Source organism: Kosakonia sp. LAM2021 (assembly GCF_016620385.1).
Lineage (GTDB): Bacteria > Pseudomonadota > Gammaproteobacteria > Enterobacterales > Enterobacteriaceae > Kosakonia > Kosakonia sacchari.
Genome location: NZ_JAENHT010000004.1, coordinates 319671 through 343419, shown reverse-complemented (window position 1 = coordinate 343419; position 23749 = coordinate 319671). Strand labels below are relative to the sequence as shown.

Here is a 23749-nt window from a genome sequence, read left to right as displayed (position 1 = left end):
GTTCTACAATGACTTTAAAAGAATTTCCCACAGGCTATTAAAAGCAACTCAGATTTATCTTCACGGCGCATATTATTCATTTGCGAATGATTAACAGATCAGGATATCTGCGACTATGGGTTTTTATTTTTCCAGATTTGAAGCGCGTCGCCCGCCAGAACCCCTTAGCACTCCCGGATGGGTACAAAAGGCATGGCAAATATTGGCGGTGGCAGCGCTGATTCTGGGGGCAAATTATATTCGCTGGCGCTGGATGGAATCGCTAAATATGGATGCGCTGTGGTACGCCATTCCCCTTGTGCTGGCAGAGACGCTGGCATGGATTGGTACCGCGTTATTTACCATTAACCTGTGGCAGGAAAAGGATGTACCGGCGCAAAACCCACCGGCGGATATCAACGATTGTCATGGCGCAGAAGAAACCGTTGATCCCCGGCCAATCAAGGTGGATCTGTTTATCGCCACCTATTCCGAAGATGTCGAACTGGTGCGGTTATCGATTCGCGACGCGCTTAACGTCACCTACCCTTGCCCGCTCGATTACCGCATTCATGTGCTGGATGACGGGCGGCGCGCTGAGATGAAAGCCGTCTGCGATGAAGAAGGCGTTAATTACATCACCCGGCAGAATAATATTGGTTACAAAGCCGGAAACCTGCGCAACGGACTGGAGCAGACCGACGGCGACTTTATTGTGATTTGCGATGCCGATACCCGCGTCTTTCCCACCTTGCTCAGCCATACGCTGGGCTATTTTCGCGATCCGGACGTCGCCTGGGTGCAAACCCCCCAGTGGTTTTACGATCTGCCGGAAGGCGAACGGCTGCCGCGCTGGCTTGCACGCCGGACAGGCAAAGCCGGGTATGCGCTCGGCTGGACGCTGGAAAAAGTGTGTGGCCCGGTCACCCTGGGCCGCGACCCGTTTTTTAACGATCCGCGCATGTTTTATGATGTCATTTTGCGCCGCCGCAACTGGGCAAACGCCGCGTTTTGTTGCGGCGCAGCGTCAATTCATCGCCGCGAAGCGGTGATGCAGGCGGCACTGCGCAGTTATGTGTGGAACGTCGACGCCGAAATCAATCGTCATACCCGCGATATTCGCGATCCGGCCATGCGTGCAGCGCTTCAGGAGGCGATGCGCCCGCATGTTATTTACGACACCGAACTGACGCCGTACAAATTCCACGTTTCGGAAGATATTTATACCTCCATTGTCCTGCATGGCGACGATGCACGTCGCTGGCGTTCGGTGATGCATCCACGCATCGAATCCAAGATGCTCTCGCCGCAGGATATGCTGACCTGGATGATCCAGCGCTTTAAATACGCTGCCGGTTCGCTGGATATCCTGTTTCACGACAACATCTTTTCCCGCCGCCGCTTCAAGTTGTCGCTGCCTCAGACACTGATGTACGCCACCACTTTCTGGTCCTATCTCGCCTGCATCTGGAATACCGTGTTCCTGATTTCGCCCATTATTTATCTGTTTACCGGCATCCCGCCCGTCTCCGCATGGTCCACCCCCTTTTATCTGCATTTCTTACCGTTTTTTATTGTTTCGGAGCTGGCGTTCATGTTTGGGACATGGGGCATTTCCGCATGGGATGGACGCGCGTCCTATCTCTCTTTTTTCTCGATGAATTTACGTGCGCTCGACACCGTTCTGCGCGGTGAGCAGATCAAATTCCATGTGACGCCAAAAGAGCGCCAGACCGGGCGTTTCCTCTACCTTGTCAAACCGCAAATCGCAATTGTTGTGCTGACGCTACTTGGCCTGCTGTGGGGCGGGATTCAGATTGCGCGCGGCCAGGTTGATGATCCTTCGGGTTACGTGATCAACATTTTCTGGGGGGCGGTCAACATCGCCGCCATGCTCCCGCTGATCCTTGCGGCAATGTGGACACCGCCCGATGAGGAGCCGACGCCATGAGAATGCGCGATGCGCTGCTGAACGCCCGCAGTTATATCACCATCCTGCTCGGTTTCCTGTTGGGTTTTGCCATTGTTGTCTGGGTGGAACGCCAGATGCCAACCCGGGTGGAGAGCACTTCGGGTCTGACGCTGAGTAAAGCGTTTCCGCCACTGCCCACCACACGCGAATTAACCTTTAACGAAGCGATCTGGGCGCGGGTCGCCTGGCAATATTATGTCAATAATACCCAGCCGAACGGTCTTGCTAACGCCCGCGATGCCGAACCGTGGTTCAGCTTATGGAGCACCGGCAGCTATCTGTTCGCCGCCATGGCCGCGCAGCGTCTGGGCATCATCACCACGGCGGAATTTGACGAGCGCATCACGGCGGCGTTGTTCAGTCTCGGTCAGTTGCACCTTAACCCGCAGGGGATCCCCGCCAGTTATTACCACGCCGATACGCTGAAAATTCTCGGTAAAACGGAGAGTTCCGCGATTGGCATGGGGCGTCTACTGACGGCGTTGCAAACCCTGCTGTGGCACTACCCGCAGCACGCCGCGGAAATCCGCGATCTGTTTAATCAGTGGCAGACCGGCGCACTGGTGGAGAGCGGTGAAACCACGCGCGCCTCGCTGCCCGTTCACCACTGGACGCTGGCAACGGATGAGCCGCGCAACAGCTTTGGTTACCGCATGTATGCCAGCCACACGCTGCGCCTGATTAACAACGAGGCGGGTTTAGCCGTCACCAATCCGCCGGAAGGCCAGTCGATGATCGATATCGACGGCATTATGGTTCCTGACGAAGGGCTACGCACGCCATGGGGACGCCAGCCATCGCTGGTTAGCCTGCCCTATCTGCTTACCGGGCTGGAGACCGGGTTCGACGCGCAAAGCGCAGAGATCGCCTGGCGCATCATGCAAATTCAGCAGCGTCGCCACAGCCTGCAGGTCCGCAAACCGCCGATCAGTACCGATTACGCCGAACCCGCGCCCGATTACGTTAACGACCTGCCGACCCGCCAGCCGGACAACCAGACCAGCATCAACGACGCCCCGCCTGAACAACGCGCTATCACGTCAACCCGCTCGGCATTTGCGTGGTATGCCCTGTTTCGTAATGCATGGAGTGAAGCCCTGCGCGAGCAGGTACTGACGTTGCAGGTTCCCGGTAAAGGTTGGCAGCAAGGGTTTAATCTCAACAACCGCGTTAATAACGTCATCGATGCTGACACCAACGCCGTCGTACTTGAAAGCCTATCGTTTATCGCGCACGGACAGATGCTGTGCCTGAGCTGTATGAACACCACTGCCCGTCCAACCCCAGCAGCAGGAGCAACACCATGAAGTTGACTTGTTTGACGCTTTTTCGCCGGTGGGCAGGCATTGTGGCTCTCGGGCTGGTGATGACCAGCGCCCGGGCCGCACCGGGGTTGCCCGCATCCGACTATCCGGTGCGCAGCGGCGCGTTGACGGCACAGGAGATGCAGATTGCGAAAAACGCCTGGCAATACTTTGTCACCAACTATCAACCCACCACCGGGCTGGTGAACGCGGTTAATAAATACCCCTCCACCACCATGTGGGACAGCGCCTCCTATCTGGCAGCGCTGACGGCGGCGCGTGAGCTGGGCATCATTGATAAAGCCGAGTTCGACCAGCGATTAATTAAATTCCTCGCCACCCTCAACACCATCCAGTTATTTCGCAATGAACTGCCCAACAAGGTCTACAACACCATCAACGCGCAGAAAGTGGACTACCTGAACAAACCCGGCGAGATTGGCTTCTCCGCGCTGGACATTGGTCGCATGCTGCTGTGGATGAAAATTATCAAAGAACGTTATCCGGAATACGGCAACAGTATTGATAACGTCGTTCTGCGCTGGGATTTCAGCCATGTGGTCGACGGTTGCGGCACGCTGTATGGCGCATATCTGGAGAACGGCCAGCCGAAATATGTTCAGGAAGGACGCCTGGGGTATGAAGAGTACGCCTCGGCGGGTTACCAGCTTTGGGGTTTTAATACCTGCCAGGCCAGCCGCCCGCAACCGTACGATCTGGCGGAGATCTACTGCGTGCTGGTGCCGTACGACTCGCGCGACTCGCGCCGAACCTTCCAGCATAACTACGTGGTGACCGAATCGTATCTGCTGTATGGACTGGAGATGGGCTTTGATACCGCCGACGATCGCAGTAACACCAAAAACCACTATTCGCATCCGTGGATGAAAAACTTCGCTGACCGGGTGTATCAGGCGCAGGAGAACCGCTACACCATTACCGGCATGCTTACCGCCCGCTCCGAGCATCAACTGGATAAAGCGCCTTACTTTGTTTACGACACGGTATTCAGCGACGGTTTTAACTGGAACACCATTACCGACAAAGGCCAGTACGTGCCTGAAACCGCCGCCGTCTCGCTAAAAGCTGCGCTGGGCATGTGGGTGTTGTGGAATTCGCCCTATACCGATCGGCTGTTAAGCATCATCGAAAACGCCAACGAAGAGGGAAAAGGCTACTACGAAGGGCTCTATGAGAACGGCAGCGGGCCAATTAAAGAGTTCACCGCCAACAATAACGGCATCATGCTTGAAGCCCTGATGTTTAAAAAGAGCGGCAAACTACTGCGCTTTAATAGCGATAATCCAAAAGATAAGAATTTCGCCCCTTCGTTGTGGGAGAAAAAACTGGTTGATCTGTTCGAGGAGAACAATACCCGGCGCAATCGCCCGTTCCTGAACCCGACGCCCGCCGTGAAAAACTGGTGTGAACAGACAGGCACCGCAATGCGCACGAAATCGAGTTGCCAGGCTTGCCAGTGCGCGTCCTGTAACGCGGACGAGCCGGTGAAATTACCCCCGGTGGCGGCGTCATGCTTAAAACAGTAAGTCGCAAACACCTTATTGCGCTGCTTTGTCTGCTGCTGGTGGCGCTGGCACTGTTTGCCCTCGTTAAAGACGGCGGCACTGGCTGGCGCTGGCTGAGCAACGGCGGCTGGCATACCAGCGCCCGTATTAGCGCCCTGAACCCGGAGGAACGCCAGTGGGCGCAAACTGCCTGGCGCTACTTCGAGAACAATACCCAGCCGCAGACCGGGCTGGTCAACGGCAGTGATAAACAGCCCCGCGCCACACTCTGGCAGATGGGCGATACGCTGATTGCATTGCTGGCGGCCAGAGAGCTGGGGCTGATCAAAGACGATGAGTTCGATCGCCGGCTTTCGCAACTGCTCGGGACGCTGAATCGCCTGACGCTGGCCGACACCCGGACACCGGGCCACCTCTACTCGACACAGAACGCCACGCTGGTTGACTTTAGCGGTCAGGTGCAGAAAAACGGCTGGTCGGCGCGGGATATGGCGCGTCTGATGCTGGCTTTACGCCTCGTTAGCGAATGGGCACCGCAGTACCAGGAGTACCTGGATAAAATCGTTCTGCGCTGGAATTTTTGCCCGGTCATCGATCCTCGCGGCGAATTGTGGTCCTCCTCCATTGAGAATGGCAAACCGGTGATCCGTGAGGAGTTGCGGCTCGGCGAAAGTGAATATGCAGCCACCGCGTTTCGTTTATGGGGCTTTGCGCCGGTGCAGGCTTTCGCCCCACCTGCGCGCAATGTGATCATCTACCGCCGTGCGCTGGAGGTTGATGCCCGCGATCCGCGCACCACCTGGCAACCCTCGCTCATCTCCACGCTGCCCTACATGCTGCCAGGACTGGAATTTGGCTGGCAGCCGCCCGGCGTGGAGCGCACAACCCGCCAGGCGCTGCGCGAACGTGCCAGACAAGTGTGGCTGACGCAACAGACCCGCTGGGAAACAGAAAAAGTCCTGACTGCCAGGGCCGATTTCGCGCTCGGGCAGGCACCGTGGCACGTTGACGATACGGTATGGGGCAACGGCTACGCCTGGAACACGCTCGGCGCCGACGGGAAATACTATCCGCGCCTGGCGCAGGTCTCGACCAAAGCGGTGTTCACCCTTTGGGTGCTGTGGGACGCGCCTTTTACCGATGCGCTGATGAACGTCACCCGCCGCATAAACGATCCACAACGCGGCTGGTTTGAAGGCCGGGTAGAAGCCACCGGCGACGTTAACCGCACCCTCACCCTTTCGACCAACGCCATTGTGCTGGAAAGCCTGTTTTATAAAGCGCACGGCGGCCCGCTTTTCCGCAACGGATTAATCGATAACGGCAGCTATTTCAACCTGCAGGCGACAGATGTTTTCAGCGCGCCGGGACTCTGCTTACCCGGCGAGCGACGGGTGGAGACAAAAAAATGAAATTTTACCGCGATCTTTTTGAGGCCAGTCTGAGCCGCGTTTTCCCGCAGGATGATAAAAAGCCTTTTTTCAACGCTTTTTATGAAGCCTTCGTTCGCATGTCGCCTGAAACCGAACGTCACTTTTTGCTCGGCAATGCCGAGCAAGGCCGCCAGCTGATATTTAAGAGTTTCTTTGCCATGCTGGCGGTCGATGGCTCACTTTTTGTGCCCGATTTTCTCGAAAGGCTGGCCCGTGACCAGAGCGCCAGCGGCCTGCATCTGCCCCCCCGTTTTTTTGCTCTCTGGCGGCAAGCCATGCTTGATACAGTGCGTCAGCGCGATCCCTTATGCGACGAAGAGATCCTCACCGCCTGGGCCATGGCGATAGCACCAGGGCTTGAATATCTGCGCCGCCAGGCAGAGCTGCATTACCAGGCCGGGGGGCAATCATGACCGCTGCCTCGCGCTTCGACCTCAATGCGCTGCCGATTGCGGTGATGCTATATGACGCCCAGGAACAACTGGTGGCGTGGAATGACAAAATCGCGCAATTTTACCCGGCGCTGGCGTCCCGGTTACACCCTGGCGTAACGCTGGAAACGCTGGCAGGCCAGTTTATTGATACCGCGTACAATACCGATCCCGCCCGGCGGCAGGCGTTGAAAGAGTCGGTGATGCGCAACTGCCGGCTGGAAAGCCACTACGAGGTGCGTAATCACGGTGAGCGACGTCTGTTTGTCCAACACCAGCGTTTACCTGATGGCGGCATCATCAGCCTGCACACGGATATCTCTCACCTCGATGTGGCGCAGCGCTCGCGTCAGGATCTGCACGCCGATTTTTTGCTGGCGGCGGAGTCTATTCACATCGGCATCTGGGACTGGCAAGTGTCGCCAGACATCCTTCAGCTCAGCGACACGCTGTTAAACCTGATGGGTCAACCGCGCGACAGTTGGCATCATAAGGTCAGCTCCCTGTTGGGACTGGTACATCCGGCGGATCGCTTTCACCTGATAAGGACAGTGCTGCGTTCACGCGCGCATCATTTTCCGGTGTTTGAATGCGAAATTCGCATTCGCTATAAGCAGGATCAGTGGCGCTGGATGCTGCTGTCCGGCCAGGTTACTACCCTCAGTCTCAGCGGCGCGATGGAGCGGGTGATCGGCACCCTGCAGGATATCGACCGCCGCAAAGAAGCCGAATTGATCGCCATTGAAGCGGCCCATGTCGCCAGACAGGCGAATGAAGCCAAAAGCGCGTTTCTCGCCAATATGAGTCATGAGATCCGCACGCCAATGAACGGCATACTCGGTATGACGCAACTGTGCTTTGAAACCCCGCTTAGCGACGAGCAGCGCGAATACCTGACGCTGGTGATGAGTTCGGCGCAATCGCTGTTACATATCATCAATGACATTCTCGACTTCTCTAAAATCGAAGCCGGGAAGATCCTGATTAACGATGAAGCGCTGGAGATACGTCCGTTTATCCAGTCGTTAATTCGCCCACATATGCCTGCCGCCAGCGAGAAAGGCGTGGAGTTGCTGGTCGATATTGATCCGCAGTTGCCGACAGTCGTTCGCGTCGATAGCATCCGTCTGCGCCAGATCCTGACCAACCTCATCAGCAATGCGCTGAAATTTACCCACCAGGGCGAAGTGCTGCTCGGTATTGAACCCGCCGCGAGCGGCACGCAGTGGCGATTTCGGGTGCGCGATAGCGGCATCGGCATTCCGCCCGACAAACAACAACTGATTTTCGAAGCGTTCAGCCAGGCGGACAGCTCCACCACACGCCGCTATGGCGGCACCGGGCTGGGGCTGACAATCTCCTCGCGGCTGGTGGCGATGATGGGGGGACATTTAACGGTGACCAGTACGCCCGGCATCGGCAGCGAATTCGCCTTTACGTTGCCGCTTGAAAGCCAGCCCATTGCAGAGATGACTGCCACAAAGGCGCAACAATTTCACGGTGAGCGGGTGCTGGTCGTTGACGATAACGCCACCAACTTGCGCTTACTTGAAGCAAAACTGACCGCAATGGGGTTGACGCCGGTTTGTATCAGTAAACCGCTGGACGCACTGGCGCTGGCGGCGCAGATGCCGCCATTTCCGTTGATCCTGCTGGATGCGCAAATGCCGGATATGGACGGTATTTCACTGGCGCTGGAACTCTCCGTGCTGCCGGAAGCCAGCCAGAGCCGCATTATTATGCTCAGCTCCATGAACCGTCATTTCGACAGAAACATGCTTAAGCGCATTGGCATTGCGCACTATCTGCATAAACCGGTCGATCACAGCGAACTGCAACAGGCCATTGCCTCCTTGTTACTGCCGGTCATCGATCCGGCGCCCGCCGCCAACCCCGCTGCAGAGACAGCCGTTGCGTCGCAGGCACCGCAGCAGAGCCTGCATGTGTTGCTGGCAGAAGATAACCTGGTAAACCAAAAACTGGCCTACCGGCTGCTGGAGCAGCTTGGACACCGCTGTGAAATCGTTGGCGACGGCAGAGCCGCGCTCGACCGCTGGCAGGAAAGTCGCTGGGATGTGATCCTCATGGACCTGCAAATGCCGGGCATGGACGGTGAAACCGCTATTCGTCTGCTGCGTGAAGAAGAGCAACAACGCGGCCTGGCGCCACAGCGCGTTATCGCCATGACTGCCCATGCCATGCAGGGTGACAAAGCGCGCTGTTTCGAATTGGGTTTCGATGGCTATATCGCCAAACCCGTGACGCGCGAGGCGCTGAACGCGGAACTGACCCGTGTGGCGGGCACCACCCCACAGCCCGCCGCAGCGGTAATTCCGCAAGGTCTACCCAACGAAAGCACACTGCTTGAGCAACTGGGTGGCGATCGGGCATTGCTCGACGAACTGATGACCATTTTCAGCGAAGGTGTGGTTACGGTCAGCGCCGCCGTTGAGCAGGCGGTACAAACCGGCGATCGCGAGAGCGTGCGCCGCAACGCCCATAAGTTACGTGGTGAAGCCATTGCGCTTGATTTTCAAAGCCTGAGTCAGGTTCTTCAGCAGTTGGAAAGCCAGTCGCAAAGCCTAAGCGACGCGGAGCTGACGCGCCTGCTGGAGCCACTGCGACATGAACGCCAGCGCGCACTCAACTGGTTGCAAACGCGGGAGGCGTCATCATGAAACGTTACACCGTCACTATTTTATTATTTTTGTCAGCCTTCACCCAGGCGCATCCGACGCCAGTGAGTTGGTCGCTGGCGGGTCAATGGCGTGTGCATGATGCCAATCAGGCTGGATTTGACGGCGTACGCGCGCCTGTCGGCGACTGGCGAAAATTAGCAGTTCCGGCCAACTGGTACAGCGCCGGATACGATCACCAGGGCGCAATGTGGTATCGGCACGATTTCACCCTGCCCACCCTTGCGCCGGATACGCTGGCGACACTGGTGTTTGACGGGGTGGATTACTATGCCGATGTCTCGCTCAACGGCCAGCACCTGGCGCGTCATGAAGGGTACTTCCAGCGTTTTGCCGTCGATATTACCGACACGGTACGTCGCCATAATCGCCTGGCGGTGCGCGTTGACAGCCCGTATGAAGATCCAAAAACGCTCTGGCCGCTGCACAAAGCACTGATCAAAGGCGTACTGAATCAGCACGATACCCGCCCCGGCGGTGCCTGGTCGCCGCGCGGCCAGGATGCCAATTCCGGCGGTATCTGGTCGCCGGTGCGTCTGCACCTGAGCCGGGGCGCGGTGATCGACGAAATTATTCTGCGCCCGGACTGGCAAAACGGTCTGGCGAACCCTGCCTTACGCGCTGAGATCCGCTACCGGGCGCGAAAAAGCGGGCCAGCGACGCTGAAACTGCTTGCCGAACCGGCGAATTTCAACGGTCGTGCATTCCACCTTGAACAGGCTGTTACGCTCAATGCCACCGGCGGGGAAACCGCAACGATGACGGTGACGCTGCCCATGGCAGGCGCAAAGCTCTGGTGGCCCGCAAGCCTCGGCAAACCGAATCTCTATCAGGTACGCGCGACCCTCGTTGACGAGCGTGGCGTGATGGATAGCGCCAGAAGTCGAACCGGGCTGCGTAAAGTGGAAGAACAAACGGATAACCGCGGCTGGCTTATCAATGAAAAGCGGCTGTTTATCAAAGGCACCAACTACATTGGCTCGCCGTGGCTCAGCACCATGAACGCGGAGAAATACCGTCGTGACCTGCGCATGGTGCTGGCGATGAACGCCAACGCCATACGCGTGCATGGTCACGTTGCCAACCGCCCGCTTTACCAGGTAGCCGACGAACTGGGGCTGATGCTCTGGCAGGATGTGCCGTTGCAATGGGGATATGACGACAGCGCAGCGTTTGCCGATAATGCCGCGCGACAAACCCGTGAGATGGTCGAACAGTTTGGTAACTCGCCGGCCATTATCGTCTGGGGCGGACATAACGAACCGCCGTGGAACTCGCCCTGGATGGAGAAGCGCTTTCCTGACTGGCATAAAGATCTGAACCAGACGCTGACGGCGCGCGTGGCGGATACGCTGGCCGAAGATAATTCGCGGATCGTACATCGTTTTTCCGCCGTCGAAGAGCACTACTGGCAGGGCTGGTATTTTGGCGTGATGCGCGATCTGCTCGCTCCGGCGAAAACCGGCATTATCACCGAATTTGGCGCGCAGGCGCTGCCGCGTCTCGCCACGCTGAAAACCATTATTCCCGCCTCTTTACTGTGGCCAGCCACCACGGCGGCGGACGATCCCGGTTGGGTGAAGTGGAAATACCATAACTTCCAGCCGTTTCAGACCTTCAAGTTTGCCAATATTCCGCGTGGCGAGAACCTGCAAGCGTTTATTGAAAATACCCAGCAGTATCAGGCGCAGCTTGTGGCGATGGCGGCAGAGAGCTATCGACGTCAGCGCTATCAGCCGGTCACCGCCCTGTTCCAGTTTATGTTTGTTGAAACCTGGCCGTCGATAAACTGGGGCGTGGTGGATTATTTACGCCATCCGAAAGCCGGGTATTACGCGCTACAAAAAGCCTATCAACCGTTGTTGCCCTCCATTGAACCCGTCAGCGCGCAGTGGCAGCGCGGAAAACCCGCCACGCTACGTCTGTGGGCGGTAAATGATACCTATACGCCCTGCAACGATTGCACGCTGAAGTGGCAAGTGACGCAGGATGAGCGCCCGCTTACGGCGGCACATGCGCGGCAGACGCTGAATGTCGATAGCATGGTGCAAATCGCCGATCTGACGGTCACGCCTGACAGCACCGGGGTACTGAAGGTGACCTATCAAATTTTCGATGCACAGGGAAAAATAGTGGCGGAAAATGACTGGCAAACCGAGGTAATCGAGGCGGCAAACTGACCCAACATAACGCGCCAGGCAAGCATGTCGCCTGGCGCATTCTGCTTACGGACGACGGAACAGCACGATACTGCGTCCTTCGAGTTCGAAATCCTTCTCTTTGGTGATAACAATCCCGCTTTTCGCGCTATCGGCGGTGGTCAGTTCCAGCACCCAGCCGCCTTCGCCGAACTGAGGAATACGAAACGGCACCGTGCCTTCAAACGGGTTGAACAGCATCAGCACGTCATGCCAGATCCCCTCTTCTTCCTGCAAATCCGGGCGTCCGATATAGACGCCGAGCGTCGTACCTTCATCCCACTGTTCCGGCAACTGCTCGCCGCCGCCGGCGTTGTACCAGCGGATCTCCATACCATCGCGCCAGTTTTCTCGCCGCAGGATCGGCTGCGAAGCCCGGAGCGCAATGACATGACGGGTAAATTCCCGCAGCGCTTCCCCGTTACCGCTGTGCGGCGCGTCCCAGTCGATCCATGAGATTTCGCTGTCCTGGCAGTAGCCATTATTGTTGCCCTGCTGGGTGCGGCCAAACTCGTCCCCGGCCAGCAACATTGGCGTGCCGTGGGAGAAGAACAGCGTCGCAAGGAAGTTGCGTTTTTGCCGTTCGCGCACGGTGTTGATGCCTTCGTCGTCGGTCACCCCTTCCGCGCCGTAGTTGTAGGAGCGGTTGTCATTGTGGCCGTCGTTATTGTCCTCGCCGTTGGCTTCATTATGTTTCTCGTTGTACGACACCAGGTCGTTCAGCGTAAAACCGTCGTGGGCAGTAATAAAATTCACGCTTGCCCACGGGCGACGCCCGCGCTGATCGTACAGATCGCCGGAGCCCAGCAGGCGGGCGGCAAAGTCCGTCGAGACGTTATCGCCCTTCCAGTATTCACGCAGCGTGTCGCGGTATTTGTCGTTCCACTCCGCCCAGCCCGGCGGGAATCCGCCCACCTGATAACCGCCGGGGCCGATGTCCCACGGTTCGCCGACCAGTTTCAGCCTGGATAACAGCGGATCCTGCGTCATGGCATCGAAAAAGCCGCCGCGCTGGTCAAACCCTTCCGGCTCGCGCCCAAGAATGGTGCCCAGATCGAAGCGAAAACCGTCGATATGCATCGATTCTGCCCAGTAACGCAGCGAATCCATCACCATCTGCAATACGCGCGGATGCGACGTGTTCACCGTGTTGCCGGTGCCGGTGTCATTGATGTAGTAACGGTGCTGATCCGGCAACGTGCGGTAATAAGAGAAGTTGTCGATGCCTTTAAACGACAGCGTTGGCCCCAGTTCGTTGCCTTCTGCCGTGTGGTTATAAACCACATCAAGGATCACTTCGATACCGGCATCATGAAACGCCCGCACCATATCGCGAAAGCCCTGAATGCCGCGTGGCCCGTAATAACGCGACGCCGGGGCGAAGAAACCGAGCGTGTTATAGCCCCAGAAGTTGCGCAGTCCTTTATCAAGCAAATGCTGGTCGTCCGGGAACCAGTGTACCGGCAGCAATTCGACAGAGGTAATGCCGAGGCTTTTGATGTACTCCACCGAGGCTTTATGCCCCATCCCCTCGAACGTGCCGCGCAGCTCCGGCGGCAGCGCCGGATTAAGCTGGGTAAAGCCTTTGACATGGGTTTCGTAGAAAACCGTGCGCGGCCAGGGAATAATCGGCCTGGCGCCGTCCTGCCAGTCGAACGCGTGGGGATCGATAACCCGGCATTTGGGCGTAAACGGCGCGCTATCCTGGGTATCAAAGGTCAGGTCTTTATCTTCATGGCCTAAATCGTAAGCGTAATGGGCCGCGTTCCACTCGATATCACCGGCCAGTTCGCGGGCATAAGGATCAATCAATAATTTATTCGGGTTAAACCGGTGGCCGTTTTCCGGCTCAAACGGGCCATGCACCCGGTAGCCGTACAGCGCGCCAGGTTGCAGGCCTGGCACATAACCGTGCCAGATCTCGTGCGTGTTTTCCGGCAGATCAAACCGGGCGATCTCCTGCTTACCATCGGGGGCGTATAAACAGAGCTCCACACGATGCGCATGCGCTGAAAAAAGGGCAAAGTTAACGCCCTCACCGTCGTAATTCGCACCGAGTTGCTGGCCGTGCCCCGCCGTAATATAAAACTGTTTTCCGTCAGACATTGCTTCCCCTTGATCGCCTGTAAAGTCTCACCAGACATAACGATTGATGAACCGCACCCTTTTCTTCGATCACGCACTGACCAGTACCGCAAAGGTGAAACCGCCTATCGATCGCAGATTCACTTTGTCGGTGAGAAAAACCTCCTCTGAGCTGAGTATGTCCCGGTAACGCCGATTCGCCAGTTCCGGCGGCAAGGCAATATTGGCACCCGCCAGGCTGCCGTCGATGGCATCGAACAGCAGGCGCGGGGCAAGCACAATTAACGCATCCTGATTTTCCACGCGCGCATAGGCGATGAGGTGCTCCGCCTCTTCGCCCGCAACGGTCAATGGCAGATAGACTCCCCGGCGGAACAGCGACGGCATCTGCTGGCGTAAATGCAGCAACCGGTAGATGAAAAACTGCTTTAATTGCCCGCTCGACCAGCTCTCCTGGGAGTGCGGATCGGCCTGCTCTTCGTCTACCAGCAGGCGCTCCAGCTCGGCGTAATCCGGCTCCAGCCGGTTATCCGGATCGACCAGGCTGAAATTGAGCGCTTCGCTGCCCTGATAAATATCCGGCACGCCGGGTGCCGTCAGCTTGATCACCGTTTGCGTCAGGCTATTGACCAGCCCGGCGCGGATAAACGGCTGTAGCGAGGCGGTAAAATCGGTTAAAAACTCGCGATTCTCCGGCGACAACAAATGCCGCACGTAATCAAGCACCGCCTGTTCATAGGCGTCGTTAGTTTCGATCCAGTCGGTGCGCTGTTTCGCTTCGCGCAGCGCTTTTTCGACAAACGCCACAAAGCGCTCTTCCAGCGCGCGCAAACCTTCCACGTCATCGGCTTGTAAGTTGACCGGCCAGACACCTGCCAGCGCCTGGTAAATCATCCACGCCACCATCGGTCGCGGCGCGTGTCCATCATCCAGCAGTTGTACTTTGCTATGGTTCATCTGTCGCCAGCGCGCCACGCAATCGGCCCAGCGCTCGGGCGCTTCCGTCAGGGTATAGAGCCGCGCCCGGGCGTCTTCCCCACGTTTGGTGTCATGGGTTGAGGTGCCGGAAAGCGCATCCGGCTGGCGCTCAAGCCGGGTTTGCATCTCCGCGTGGAAACGATCAAGCGAAAAGGTGCGCGGTAGTGGTTCCGCGCCGACTTCGTTAAGCGCCAGATCGACATGCTGGCGGAAAAAGAGCGTATCTTCGACGGACTTCGCCATCAGCGGCCCGGTGAGCTGCTGAAAACGCGTGCGAAAACGGGCCGCCGCACCGAGCGCGCTTTTCGCCACATCGCCGACTAAAATGCGGCGTACAAAATCGAGCGCGGCCGCGTCCGGCGCATACGGGCTGCGCTGAACGCTCTCGACCACCTTGTGCAGCAGCGCAGCGTCAGCCGCCGGTAGCCCATCTTCCGTGCCATAGGTGCGATAAACCGGGAAGGCGATCAGCAGTTCGCGCAGCGCCTGGCGCACCGCATCTTCTTGCGGCACCGGGATTTCCGCATGACCAATAGTGAGCGCCAGCGACACCAGCACGCTGAATTCGCCGTTAAAGTTACGATCGACCATCAGCAGCTTGGCGTCGCGCAGCTCCTCGCGCATATTCACGCGCCGCCCGGCAACGCTGTCGTAGGCTTTGCGCAGATTACTGAGCTTTGCGTCATCGACCAGCACATCCGACAGCGCGGCGATAAATTCATACCCGGTGGTGCCGGCAACCGGCCAGTCCGCCGGGAGATGCTCGCCTTTGCCGAGGATCTTCTCCACCGTGAGGTAACACTCAGGCCCTACCTTCTGGCGTAAGCGCATCAGATAACCCTGCGGATCGGCAAGCCCGTCGACGTGATCGATTCGCAAACCCTCCACCGCGCCGCTGTGCACCAGTTCAAGGATCAGCCGGTGCGCATCATCAAATACCGCTTCATCTTCCACGCGCACGCCAATCAGGCCGGTGATTTCAAAAAAACGCCGGTACGAGAGGTCATTCGCCGCATCGCGCCAGCTCATCAAACGCCAGGGCTGCTGCGCATGAATGTCAGCGATTAGCGCGTGATCGGTCTCGCCGATAAGTGCCTGCTCCCGCCCTTGCCAGCTTTCTGCCACCAGCGGATAGAAGTTGTCGTAATAGGCCAGCGCCGGTTCGCCGGTCAGCGGATCGGCTTTGATCGCCAGCTCGCCGTTTGCAAGCACTGTGTCAAAATCATCGCCGAGAAACGGCAGCGTCAGCCGCCGCGACCAGTCAATGTCGAAATGGTGGGCATACGGGCTTTTCTCGCCTTTGGCTATCACATCGCGCCACCAGGCGTTTTCCAGCGAGGCGGCCATATGGTTTGGCACAATATCGAGAATCAGCCCCAGCCCGGCGTTTTTTAACGCGCTCACCAGCCGATCAAACCCGTCGCGCCCGCCAAGTGTCGGGTCTATTTCATTGGCGTTGGTCACGTCATAACCGTGGGTAGAACCGCTGGCGGCGGTGAAAATGGGCGAGGCATAAAGGTGGCTGATGCCCAGATGTTTAAGATACGGAACCAGCGCCGCGGCGCGATCAAACGTCATTCCGTTACGAAACTGCAAGCGGTAAGTCGCGGTTGGCGTATTCACATTCCCTCTCCTAAAGCCAGACGAACAATGAACGCATTCGACGGCAAATCATCTTGTCCGCGCGGCCAGGCCGCCAGCGTTTTACCGGGTAGATCCGGCAACGGTTGCGTCGCCTCGCCAATATTGAGCGCCAGCGATAATATCCCTTGCGGGAAGCGCCAGCGGACCGCGACAAACCCTGGCGCGGTGGCGATCACTTCCCCATTTTGCCGCTGCGCATTTGTCAGCAGCGGCACCACATATTTCTGGCGCAGCGTCAGCCAGTCGCGGGTTTGCGTCAGCCAGCGCTGACCGCTCTCCTGCTGCGTTTTCGCCCAGTCCAGTTGTGAACGGGTAAAGGTTTCAGGCGCGTTCGGATCGGGAACCGCTTCCCCCTCATGTCCGGCATGGCCCTGGAACTCCCGCGCGCGCCCTTCACGCACGGCGCGCGCCAGATCGCCGTGAAAATCGGTAAAGAACAGGAAAGGATTGGTTTCGCCATACTCTTCGCCCATAAACAGCAGCGGAATATGCGGGGAAAACAGCAGCGCGCCGAGCAGCACGCGCGTTCTCTCCGCGCCCGCCAGCGTGATAAGCCGCTCGCCCTGCGCGCGGTTGCCGGTCTGATCGTGGTTCTGGATAAAATCGACAAACGCCACCGGCGGCTGGTTGCGGCTGTCCACTCCGCGCGGTTCACCGGTTGACGGGGCAACCTCCCCCTGAAACGCGAACCCTTCAGTTAACGCGCACGCCAGCCACACTTCGGGCTTATCCGCAAAATCCTGGTAATAGGCATGGGTTTCGCCGGTGGCAAACACATGCGCGGCATTATGCAGATCGTCATTCCACTCGGCGGTAAACAGCGGCGCCCGCCCATCCGGATCGCGCGGATGCAGCGCAATAATGTTGCGGCAATCTTCGGTGGTCAGATGCACCGGCCTGTCGGTAATCTCCTCGCGAATACGGCGGGCAATCTCCACCAGCACCGGCGGTTCGGCGCTGTCTTCAATCTGATCGATGGCATCATATCGCAGCCCGTCCAGGTTGTATTCGTTGAGCCAGTAGAGCGGTGCTTCAACGATGTAACGCCGCACCGCGTCAACGTCATACGCGATGCCCGGCCCCCACGGCGTCTGCCGTTCGGCGTGGAAAAAATCCGGCGACAGCGCGGGTAAGTAGTTACCTTCCGGGCCAAAGTGGTTGAGCACAATATCCAGCACTACTGAAAGGCCGTAGCCGTGAGCTGCATCGATAAAGGCTTTAAAATCATCCGGCGTGCCGTAAGCCGAGTGCGGCGCATAGAGCAGCACGCCGTCATAGCCCCAGCCGCGATTGCCGCCAAACTGGGAGACGGGCATCACTTCTATCATGGTGATGCCGAGTTGCGCGAGGTACGGCAGTTTTTCCATTGCCGCGCGAAAAGTGCCCTGCGGGGTAAATGTCCCGATATGCAGTTCATAGACCACGGATTCTTGCCACGGGCGACCCTGCCACTGCGGGTGTTGCCAGACGTAATGATCCGGGTCGACAACCAGCGAAGGGCCGTTAACATCGGCGGCCTGCGCGCGCGAGGCGGGATCGGGAACCGCCATACCGTTGCTCAGGACAAACTGGTACGCCGTACCAACGGCGATATTATCGACGGTCCGTTCAAACCAGCCGTCATCAAGGCGTTGCATTGGCAGTTCGCCAGCCGGTAAACGCAGTGAAACCTGCTGCTGCCCGGTGGCCCATAAGCGAAAACGCACGCGACCATTCGCGAGGTATTCGGCTCCCCAGCTTTTACAAAACGATTTCGACGCCATGCAATTACCTCTCCACGATGTCACGAAGAACAATCATAGTCGATAAACTGCAAAGCCATTGGCGGGCCGCCCGGTGATGCACGCGCATACCGGGCGGTGAGTTACGTTACTGCTGTTGTTTTTCTTCTGCGGCTTCGACTTCACGATACCAGCGCGGATGGTGCTTCTTCGCCCAGCGGCGGCTCACTTTGCCTTCAATCATGCCTTTGATCGACCCTTTCACCCAGAACGCCATATACATGTGCACCAGGATGGCGAGCATCAGAATAATGGCGGAAGTGGCATGCGCCAGCAAACACCAGCGAATCAGCCAGATGGGGAAAAAGTGGGCAAAATACGGACGCCAAATCACCACGCCCGACGCCAGCAGCAGCGAAATCATGCTCATGATGGTCCAGAACATCATTTTCTGCCCGGCGTTATATTTGCCGACATCCGCAACCTTGTGCTCATTGCCTTTCAGCACTTCGACAATGTTTTTCAGCCACGGCAGATCTTTCTTATCCGGGATGTTGTGATGCACAAAACGCACAAACATAAACATCAGGATCAGAAAGATCAGCACGCCAAAGAATGGGTGCAGAATGCGCCCCATCTGCGGCGTGCCGAAGGTTTGCGTCAGCCAGTGCAGCGTCGGGAAAAAGAGCGCGATACCGGATAACGCCACCAGAAAGAAGCAGGTAACGACCGTCCAGTGGCACGCCCTGTCGATAAATTTGGTGCGCAGGATCATTTTGCTTTTATTCATGGTCGTGCTCCTCTTCATCGTCATCCGTCTCTTTGTTCGGGCCTACACCGATGTAGTGGAACAGCAGACCGGCAAAAGTGGCGATAAACCCGGCGGCGGAGAGCGGCTTGAGAATGCCTTTCCACAGAGTAACCGGCACATCAATTTTCGGTTCTGCAGGCAGATTGTGATACAGCCCCGGCTGGTCAGCATGCTGCAACACATACATCACATGCGTTCCGCCCACGCCCTGCGGGTTGTACACCCCCGCATTGACGTAACCGCGTTTTTGCAACTGCGCCACGCGTTGTTCGCCAAGTTCCAGCATCTCGGCTTTGGTGCCGAAATGGATCGCCCCGGTCGGACAGGTTTTCACGCAGGCAGGCTCCTGACCGACGCTGACGCGATCGACGCAGAGCGTGCATTTGTAGACCCGGTTATCGTCCGGATTGAGGCGCGGCACGTTGAACGGGCAACCGGCAATGCAGTAACCGCAGCCAATGCAGTGCTCCGACTGGAAATCGACAATCCCGTTGGCGTACTGAATGATCGCCCCCGCAGACGGGCAGGCTTTCAGACAGCCCGGCTCCGCGCAGTGCATACAGCCATCTTTGCGGATCAGCCACTCCAGTTTGCCGTTTTGCGTGGTCTCGCTAAAGCGCATCACCGTCCAGGATTTGGCGCTTAAATCGAGCGGGTTGTCATACACTCCGGCGCAGTACCCCACTTCATCGCGGATATCGTTCCACTCGGAGCAGGCCACCTGACAGCCTTTACAGCCGATACAGGTGGACACATCAATCAGCTTTGCCACTTCAGCGCGGAAATCCCGTGCCTGCGGCGGCGGCGTAAAACCGTTGGTCGCTGAACGTTTAATAATGTCTTGTGATTGCATGGACATGGTTTCGCTTCCTTACGCCTTCTCAATATTGACCAAAAACGCCTTGTATTCCGGCGTCTGCGAGTTAGCGTCGCCGACAGACGGCGTCAGCGTGTTAGCAAGGAAGCCTTTGCGCGTGGCCCCTTCAAAACCCCAGTGGCACGGAATACCGACGGTATCGATGCTGCGCCCGTCGATAGTTAGCGTCTGCAAGCGTTTGGTCACCACCGCTTTGGCTTTGATAAAGCCGCGTTTCGACATTATTTTCACTTCGTCTCCGGCGAGAATGCCCTTCTCTTTTGCCAGCGCTTCGCCAATCTCCACAAACTGATCCGGCTGCGCGATAGCGTTAAGGCGGGCATGTTTCGTCCAGTGGCGGAACAGCTCGGTTATTGAGTAGGTGGTGGCGACATACGGGAAGGCATCCGCTTTGCCCATATTGGCTTTATCGGCGGCGAAAATGCGCGCCACCGGGCTGGAAACCACCTCCGGGTGCAGCGGGTTGGTGCCAATCGGTGATTCAATCGGCTCGTAGTGTTCCGGGAACGGGCCGTCGTTCATCTTGTCGATGGAGAACAGTCGCGCCACGCCTTCCGGGTTCATGATAAACGGCCCGACATTGCTGCCTGGTGCCGCCTGGCTGTAGTCGGCAACGTCCATACCTGTCCAGCGCTGACCATCCCAGTGCAACAGCGCGCGCTTCGCATCCCACGGTTTACCCGCCGGATCGGCAGAGGCGCGGTTGTAAAGAATGCGGCGGTTCGCCGGCCACGACCACGCCCAGCCCGGCGTGCAGCCCAGCCCGTACGGATCGCTGTTATCACGGTTCGCCATCTGATTACCGCGCTCCGTCCAGCTACCGCAATACACCCAGCAGAAGCTGCTGGTGGAGCCATCATCACGCAGTTGCGCAAAGCTGCTTAACTGCTCGCCTTTTCTGGCAATCAACGTGCCTTTGTCGTCATACAGATCGCGCAGTGCTTTGCCGTTGGCTTCGCGGGCGACTTCTTCGGGATGCGGATCGTACGGATCTTTATAATCCCAGGACATGTTCAGCAGCGGTTCCGGGTTGGCTCCGCCTTCGGCCTGATACAACTCGCGCAGGCGCATAAACAGGCGTCCCAGGATTTTGGCGTCGTGCAATGCTTCTCCAGGCGGCTCGGCGGCGGCCCAGTGCCACTGTAACCAGCGCCCGGAGTTGGCAATAGAACCGTCCTCTTCAGCAAAGCAGGAGGATGGCAGACGGAACACCTCGGTCTGAATTTCCGCCGGATTGACGTCGTTCATCTCACCATGATTCTGCCAGAAGGTGGAGGATTCGGTCGCCAGCGGATCGATAACCACCATGTATTTCAGTTTTGCCAGCGCGCGTGATGACTTGTTCTTATCCGGGAAAGCCGCCAGCGGGTTGAACCCCTGCACGATATAACCGTTGATTTTGCCTTCGATCATCAGCTCGGCCTGGGTCATCACATCGTAGAGACGATCCCATTTCGGCAGCCAGTCGTAACCCCAGTTGTTCTCCGCCGTGGCGCGATCGCCCCAGAAACTCTTCATCATGCTGATGAAAAACTTCGGCGTATTTTGCCAGTAGTTCACTTCATTCACCCCCAGCGACGGCGGCGTGATCTGTGAAATATAGGTCTGGTAATCCGGCTGTTTTTCCGAGGGCAGCGGCATATAACCCGGCAGGTTGGTCGACAGCAAACCTAAGTCGGTATAACCCTGAATATTCGAGTGACCGCGCAGCGCATTCACGCCGCCGCCCGCCATGCCGATATTACCGAGCAGCAGTTGCAGCATCCCCGCCGCGCGAATGATTTGCGCCCCGGCCGAGTGGTGCGTCCAGCCCAGCGCATAAAGAATGGTGGCGGTGCGATTCGGGACACTGGTGCTGCCGAGCACCGCGCAGACATGGGTGAAATCTTTCACCGAGGTGCCGCACAAGCGGCTGACCATTTCCGGCGTGTAACGCGCAACGTGGGCTTTGAGCAAGTTCCACACGCAGCGCGGATGGCTCAGCGTCTCGTCGCGCAGCGCGTTGCCCTGAGCGTCGAGTTGGTAGAACCAACTGGATTTGTCGTACTGGCGTTTTTGCGCGTCGTAGCCGCTGAACAGGCCGTCGTTAAACGCGTAATCCTCGCGAATAATCAGGCTGGCATTGGTGTAGTGACGCACATATTCATGCTGGATCTGGTCATGTTCAATCAGATAGCGGATAGCACCCAGCAGGAACGCGGTATCGGAACCGGCGCGGATCGGCGCATAGAAATCGGCCACCGCCGCACTGCGGTTAAAACGCGGATCGACGACCATTACGGTGGCGTCGTTTTTGGTTTGCGCTTCCACCACCCACTTAAAGCCGACCGGGTGCGCTTCAGCGGCATTACCGCCCATGATCAGCACCACGTTGGCGTTTTTAATATCTACCCAGTTGTTGGTCATCGCGCCGCGACCAAAGGTCGGTGCCAGTGCGGAAACGGTCGGGCCGTGGCACAAACGCGCCTGACAGTCGATCGCCACCATGCCCAGCGCGCGGGTAAATTTGCCGTCAAGAATGCCGGTCTCATTACTGGCGGCGGAAGAACAGAGCATGCCGGTGGTGGTCCAGCGATTGACCGTTACGCCCTGCGCATTTTTTTCAATAAAGTTTTCATCGCGATCTTTTTTCATTAACCGCGCGATCTTATCAATGGCTTCATCCCAGCTAATTCGCTGCCATTTATCTGAACCCGGCGCGCGATATTGTGGATGTAATAAACGATTTTCGCTGTGAATATAGTCCAGAACACCAGCGCCTTTTGGGCACAATGAACCCCGGCTCACCGGATGATCGGCGTCGCCTTCAATGTGATAAATACTTTCACTGACATTTTTCGCATTATCACCGAGGCTGTACATCAGCATGCCGCAGCCGACTGAACAATAGGTGCAGTTATTTCGCGTCTCTTTTGCTTTTAAGAGTTTATATTGACGGGTTTCCGCGTGAACGGAAAAAGAAGATAAAAATCCGAGAGATGCGACAGTGCTTCCTGCCAGACCGCCCGCGCAGATCCGAAAGAACTGCCTCCGGTTGAGCTCCATTTGTCCTCCAGCTTAAACTTAAGACATGAAAAGGGACGGAGATTATAAGGATATTCTCAACACTTAACCATTATCCATTTATGGTTATTTTTGCGGGTAATTTGGGGCAGAAAGTTATTTAACTAAAATAAGTGGCAGAGATTTTTCTCTCTGCCCTTTTTATTACTTCGTCGCGCTGAATATGGCTTTGCCGATGCGGGCAATGGCGTCATTACTTTGCGCCATTGTCGCTTTAGTATCCGTTATATAAATAGATACAATACGAGGCGCGCCTTTTTTCGGCCAGACAATACTGATAATCGACCGCGAACCATATCCGCCCGCCCCGGTTTTATCGCCAATCACCCAGCCTTTTGGCAACGTGGAACGCAACAACGCATCGGCGACTTTATCCTCTTTCATCCACTGCACCAGTTGCGCACGCGAACGCGGCGTTAATACCTCGCCAAGCGCCAGCTTTTGCAGCGTGTGGCTGACAGCCAGCGGCGTGGTGGTATCGCGCAAATCGCCCGGCACGGCGCTGTTGAGTTCAGGTTCGCCGCGATCGAGTCGCGTGACACTGTCACCTGAATCAGCAAAGAAACGCGTCACCGCTGCCGGTCCGCCCAGCTTTTTCGCCAGCAGATTTGCCGCCGTGTTGTCACTTTCAGTGATTGCTGCGCTGCACAGTTGCTGCCAGCTCATCGATGAAGGCGAAACAAACTTGCTGGTTACCGGCGAATAAGGAACCAGTTCACTTTGGGAAAACTGGGTGGTCTCATTTAACGCCAGTTCACCTTTGTCGACCTTGCTCAGCAACGCGCCGCACAGCAGCGCTTTGTGGGTACTGTTTAGCGGAAAACGCTCATCGCCCCGGTAGCTCACCGTCTCACCGCTGGCGGTATCCACCACCGCAATGCCGATGCGCGCGCCTAAGTGCTCTTCCTGCAGGCGGGCCACCGCCGTCAGCGTGGCGTTATCAATATTGGCGGCGCTGGCGGCAAAGGCGCTCAACAACAGTAAAGAACAGATTGATTTCACTGGGAAAAACATAGGTATAATCCTTGTTC

14 protein-coding genes are annotated in these 23749 nt (G+C 57.3%); 7 read left to right on the top strand and 7 right to left on the bottom strand.

What is annotated here, in order from left to right; translation table 11 throughout:
• The first annotated feature begins 115 nt into the window (after nt 1–115).
• Genes JKP81_RS12310 through JKP81_RS12280 form a run of 7 tightly spaced genes read left to right on the top strand, consistent with a single transcriptional unit; the run spans nt 116 to nt 11521 of the window.
• Nucleotides 116–1930 (top strand): glycosyltransferase, encoded by a 1815-nt coding sequence (locus JKP81_RS12310; protein ID WP_200551966.1) that lies wholly within the window; start codon nt 116–118, stop codon nt 1928–1930.
• The gene (locus JKP81_RS12305; protein ID WP_200551965.1) at nt 1927–3258 is read left to right on the top strand and encodes a DUF3131 domain-containing protein; all 1332 of its coding nucleotides are present in this window, start codon (nt 1927–1929) and stop codon (nt 3256–3258) included. Before JKP81_RS12310 ends, JKP81_RS12305 begins: the two co-directional genes overlap by 4 nt.
• On the top strand, nt 3255–4802 hold the full coding sequence (locus JKP81_RS12300; protein WP_200551964.1) for a DUF3131 domain-containing protein: 1548 nt from the start codon (nt 3255–3257) through the stop codon (nt 4800–4802). The genes JKP81_RS12305 and JKP81_RS12300 overlap by 4 nt, the downstream gene beginning before the upstream one ends.
• A complete protein-coding gene (locus tag JKP81_RS12295; RefSeq protein ID WP_200551963.1) occupies nt 4787–6193 on the top strand; it encodes a DUF3131 domain-containing protein in 1407 nt (468 codons plus the stop codon). Before JKP81_RS12300 ends, JKP81_RS12295 begins: the two co-directional genes overlap by 16 nt.
• Nucleotides 6190–6627 carry a globin gene (locus tag JKP81_RS12290; protein WP_200551962.1) on the top strand — a complete coding sequence of 146 codons (438 nt, stop codon included), beginning with the start codon at nt 6190–6192 and terminating at the stop codon, nt 6625–6627. Before JKP81_RS12295 ends, JKP81_RS12290 begins: the two co-directional genes overlap by 4 nt.
• Nucleotides 6624–9323 (top strand): response regulator, encoded by a 2700-nt coding sequence (locus JKP81_RS12285; protein WP_200551961.1) that lies wholly within the window; start codon nt 6624–6626, stop codon nt 9321–9323. Before JKP81_RS12290 ends, JKP81_RS12285 begins: the two co-directional genes overlap by 4 nt.
• On the top strand, nt 9320–11521 hold the full coding sequence (locus tag JKP81_RS12280; RefSeq protein ID WP_200551960.1) for a glycoside hydrolase family 2 protein: 2202 nt from the start codon (nt 9320–9322) through the stop codon (nt 11519–11521). The genes JKP81_RS12285 and JKP81_RS12280 overlap by 4 nt, the downstream gene beginning before the upstream one ends.
• 45 nt (nt 11522–11566) lie before the next feature.
• On the opposite strand, the gene glgX is transcribed toward JKP81_RS12280, so the two are convergent.
• From glgX to bla, 7 genes are all read right to left on the bottom strand, one after another.
• Nucleotides 11567–13645: a glycogen debranching protein GlgX gene (gene glgX, locus JKP81_RS12275; RefSeq protein ID WP_200551959.1), complete on the bottom strand. Its 2079-nt coding sequence runs from the start codon at nt 13643–13645 to the stop codon at nt 11567–11569.
• 69 nt (nt 13646–13714) lie between these two features.
• Complete coding sequence (gene treY, locus JKP81_RS12270) at nt 13715–16225, bottom strand: malto-oligosyltrehalose synthase (protein WP_200551958.1); 2511 nt, start codon at nt 16223–16225, stop codon at nt 13715–13717.
• The gene (gene treZ, locus JKP81_RS12265) at nt 16222–18009 is read right to left on the bottom strand and encodes a malto-oligosyltrehalose trehalohydrolase (protein WP_200551957.1); all 1788 of its coding nucleotides are present in this window, start codon (nt 18007–18009) and stop codon (nt 16222–16224) included. The genes treY and treZ overlap by 4 nt, the downstream gene beginning before the upstream one ends.
• 106 nt (nt 18010–18115) lie before the next feature.
• A complete protein-coding gene (gene fdnI, locus JKP81_RS12260) occupies nt 18116–18757 on the bottom strand; it encodes a formate dehydrogenase-N subunit gamma (RefSeq protein WP_200551956.1) in 642 nt (213 codons plus the stop codon).
• Nucleotides 18750–19637 (bottom strand): formate dehydrogenase subunit beta, encoded by an 888-nt coding sequence (fdxH, locus tag JKP81_RS12255; RefSeq protein WP_200551955.1) that lies wholly within the window; start codon nt 19635–19637, stop codon nt 18750–18752. Before fdxH ends, fdnI begins: the two co-directional genes overlap by 8 nt.
• 12 nt (nt 19638–19649) lie before the next feature.
• The gene (gene fdnG / locus JKP81_RS12250; RefSeq protein ID WP_200551954.1) at nt 19650–22700 is read right to left on the bottom strand and encodes a formate dehydrogenase-N subunit alpha; all 3051 of its coding nucleotides are present in this window, start codon (nt 22698–22700) and stop codon (nt 19650–19652) included.
• Nucleotides 22701–22862: 162 nt separating this feature from the next.
• A complete protein-coding gene (gene bla, locus JKP81_RS12245; RefSeq protein WP_200551953.1) occupies nt 22863–23732 on the bottom strand; it encodes a class A beta-lactamase in 870 nt (289 codons plus the stop codon).
• Nucleotides 23733–23749 lie beyond the last annotated feature (17 nt).

Coding starts and splice junctions, on each gene's coding strand:
- treZ (WP_200551957.1), bottom strand. CDS start 18,009: ATGGCGTCGAAATCGTTTTGTAAAAGCTGGGGAGCCGAATACCTCGCG.
- fdnI (WP_200551956.1), bottom strand. CDS start 18,757: ATGAATAAAAGCAAAATGATCCTGCGCACCAAATTTATCGACAGGGCG.
- JKP81_RS12280 (WP_200551960.1), top strand. CDS start 9,320: ATGAAACGTTACACCGTCACTATTTTATTATTTTTGTCAGCCTTCACC.
- JKP81_RS12305 (WP_200551965.1), top strand. CDS start 1,927: ATGAGAATGCGCGATGCGCTGCTGAACGCCCGCAGTTATATCACCATC.
- bla (WP_200551953.1), bottom strand. CDS start 23,732: ATGTTTTTCCCAGTGAAATCAATCTGTTCTTTACTGTTGTTGAGCGCC.
- JKP81_RS12285 (WP_200551961.1), top strand. CDS start 6,624: ATGACCGCTGCCTCGCGCTTCGACCTCAATGCGCTGCCGATTGCGGTG.
- fdxH (WP_200551955.1), bottom strand. CDS start 19,637: ATGTCCATGCAATCACAAGACATTATTAAACGTTCAGCGACCAACGGT.
- JKP81_RS12300 (WP_200551964.1), top strand. CDS start 3,255: ATGAAGTTGACTTGTTTGACGCTTTTTCGCCGGTGGGCAGGCATTGTG.
- JKP81_RS12290 (WP_200551962.1), top strand. CDS start 6,190: ATGAAATTTTACCGCGATCTTTTTGAGGCCAGTCTGAGCCGCGTTTTC.
- JKP81_RS12310 (WP_200551966.1), top strand. CDS start 116: ATGGGTTTTTATTTTTCCAGATTTGAAGCGCGTCGCCCGCCAGAACCC.
- JKP81_RS12295 (WP_200551963.1), top strand. CDS start 4,787: ATGCTTAAAACAGTAAGTCGCAAACACCTTATTGCGCTGCTTTGTCTG.
- glgX (WP_200551959.1), bottom strand. CDS start 13,645: ATGTCTGACGGAAAACAGTTTTATATTACGGCGGGGCACGGCCAGCAA.
- fdnG (WP_200551954.1), bottom strand. CDS start 22,700: ATGGAGCTCAACCGGAGGCAGTTCTTTCGGATCTGCGCGGGCGGTCTG.